This is a genomic window from Streptomyces colonosanans (assembly GCF_001866645.1).
In the GTDB taxonomy this organism is placed as follows: domain Bacteria; phylum Actinomycetota; class Actinomycetes; order Streptomycetales; family Streptomycetaceae; genus Streptomyces; species Streptomyces colonosanans.
This window is the reverse complement of record NZ_MLYP01000121.1, coordinates 1-2,184: the sequence shown is the minus strand read 5'-3', so window position 1 is coordinate 2,184 and position 2,184 is coordinate 1. Positions and strand designations below refer to the sequence as shown.

3 protein-coding genes and 1 pseudogene are annotated in these 2,184 nt (G+C 66.8%); 2 read left to right on the top strand and 2 right to left on the bottom strand.

The genetic code is table 11. The annotated features are described in order from the left end of the window. Positions 1 to 99 precede the first annotated feature (99 nt). Both BIV24_RS30320 and BIV24_RS30315 read right to left on the bottom strand, forming a co-directional pair. On the bottom strand, positions 100 to 639 hold the full coding sequence (locus BIV24_RS30320) for a YbhB/YbcL family Raf kinase inhibitor-like protein (RefSeq protein WP_071369677.1): 540 nt from the start codon (positions 637 to 639) through the stop codon (positions 100 to 102). Positions 640 to 688: 49 nt separating this feature from the next. Further along, complete coding sequence (locus BIV24_RS30315) at positions 689 to 1,474, bottom strand: sporulation protein (RefSeq protein WP_071369676.1); 786 nt, start codon at positions 1,472 to 1,474, stop codon at positions 689 to 691. Between the two features lie 182 nt (positions 1,475 to 1,656). Here BIV24_RS30315 and BIV24_RS30310 point away from each other — a divergent pair. Then, positions 1,657 to 1,914 (top strand): annotated as a pseudogene (locus BIV24_RS30310) (DNA-3-methyladenine glycosylase); the annotation flags it as partial. 14 nt (positions 1,915 to 1,928) lie between these two features. Further along, on the top strand, positions 1,929 to 2,184 hold a 256-nt coding region (locus tag BIV24_RS30305; protein ID WP_143064703.1), incomplete at its 3' end, for a DNA-3-methyladenine glycosylase.

The window sequence follows — 2,184 nt, the reverse complement described above, 5'->3', positions numbered from 1 at the left end:
CGCCGAGATGGACAACGCAATAAAAATGCCCGCCTCCGGTCACTTCCAAGCCAGAGGCGGGCAAACGTTCAGTGAATGTCGTTCTTCGGAGGGAGTACGTCAGCCAGTGGCCGGGTTCTCGTACTCACCGATCAGCTGGGCACGCGCCAGCGCGTGGAACCGCAGATTGAAGCCGACCACCGCGGGAGAGGCGTCCGCGTCCGGACCGAGCTTGTCCTGGTCCACCGCGTACACCGTGAACACATACCGGTGCGGCCCGTCCCCGGGCGGCGGCGCGGCACCCCCGAAGTCCTTCGTCCCGTAGTCGTTGCGCGCGTGGACGGCACCCGCGGGCAGCCCTTCGAACTTCCCGCTGCCGGCACCCGCGGGCAGCTCGGTGACCGACGCCGGGATGTCGAACAGAACCCAGTGCCAGAACCCGCTCCCGGTCGGGGCGTCCGGGTCGTAGCAGGTCACGGCGAAGCTCTTGGTCTGAGGCGGGAAGCCCTCCCAACGCAGCTGGGGCGAGATGTTCCCGGCCGCGTGGACCTGAGCGTTCTTGAGCCTGGCACCTGGCTCGACGTCCTCGCTCGTCACCGTGAACGACGGCACGGGCGGATGGAAATCATGGGGCAGCGGCCGCCTCTTGAGCTCGGTCACCTCGGCACCTCCAAGTCAGTGGATCAACCGGTTCCAGTCGTTGCAGAGCCTAGAACCAGCTGCGCTTGCCGCCGACCTCCGACAGCCACTGATGGAGGTATGCGGCCCAGTCCGTGCCGTGGAAGTCGTGCAGACCCACCTGGAAGCAGCGGTAGGAGTCGCTGCCCTCGCTGAACAGACCGGCCTTCTTGTCCATCTCCAGAACGACGTCCATCGCGTGCTCGTCCGCGACGAAGCTCAACTCGACCTGGTTCAGGCCGCGGTACTGCGACGGCGGGTAGAACTCGATCTCCTGGTAGAACGGCAGCCGCTGCCGCGTCCCCCGGATGTGACCGCGCTCCATGTCCGCGCTCTTGAAGCGGAAGCCCAGCTGGATGAACGCGTCCAGGATCGCCTTCTGCGCCGGCAGTGGGTGCACATCGACCGGGTCCAGGTCACCGGAGTCGACGGCACGCGCGATCTCCAGCTCCGTCGTGACTCCGATGTGCATCCCGCGCAGCGACTGCCCGTCGATCATGGTGACCGGAGTCTCCCACGGGACCTCGAGCCCGAACGGTACGACGTGCACGGCCCCCGCCTGGAGCTCGAAGGCACCACCGAGGCGCGCCTTCGTGAACTCGATGTCCTGCTTGTACTCCGTGTCGTCGTGCCCCTCGACCTCTACCTTGGCCTGCAGACCGACGTTCAGCCCCTGGATGGACTGGTTCACGGAGCCGCCCTGGATCCGCACCTCACCCTGGACGACACCGCCCGGCATGACGTTGGCCTCGGTCAGCACCGTCTCGACCGAAGCCCCGCCGGCTCCAAGGCTCGCGAGCAGCCGCTTGAACCCCATGAATCTTCCCTCCCCGGCGACGCCTGTTCCGCCGCCCCGCCGCTTGCGCGCGCTGTCTTACGTGGACCCTTGATCACTGGACACGCGTTACGGCCCCGGACCGGTTCCGCGCCGCACCTTCACAGGGTGAGGAGCCTTGACCGCCCAGTGACACCCGTCCGTCTGGACTACGCTCGGAGGCCGTGATCGCGATCCCTGACCGTACGCCCCTCGTCAGGAAGTTCTTCGACCGCCCTGTACTGGAGGTCGCCCCGGACCTCCTGGGTCGCTTGCTCGTCCGTATCACCCCGGACGGTCCGATCGCACTGCGCCTCACGGAGGTCGAGGCGTACGACGGCCCGAACGACCCCGGCTCACACGCGTATCGCGGCCGCACGGCCCGCAACGAGGTGATGCTCGGCCCGCCCGGTCATGTGTACGTCTACTTCACCCACGGCATGTCAAGTCGGTCAGCATGAACGTTATGGATCTCGCTCACCCCGCTGAAGAAGTCGCCCCCAAGCTGCTCGGTGCCATCCTCACCCACGAGACCCCCGAGGGAACCGTGAGCATCACCATCACGGAGACCGAGGCATACTCCGGTACGGCCGACCCCGCCTCCCACGCCTACCGAGGCAGGACACCCCGAAACGCCGTCATGTTCGGACCCGCAGGACACCTGTACGTCTACCGGTCTCACGGTCTCCACTGGTGCGCCAACATCGTCACCG

Excerpts from the sequence above, each read along its gene's own strand:
- BIV24_RS30315 (WP_071369676.1), bottom strand. The coding sequence starts at position 1,474 with ATGGGGTTCAAGCGGCTGCTCGCGAGCCTTGGAGCCGGCGGGGCTTCG.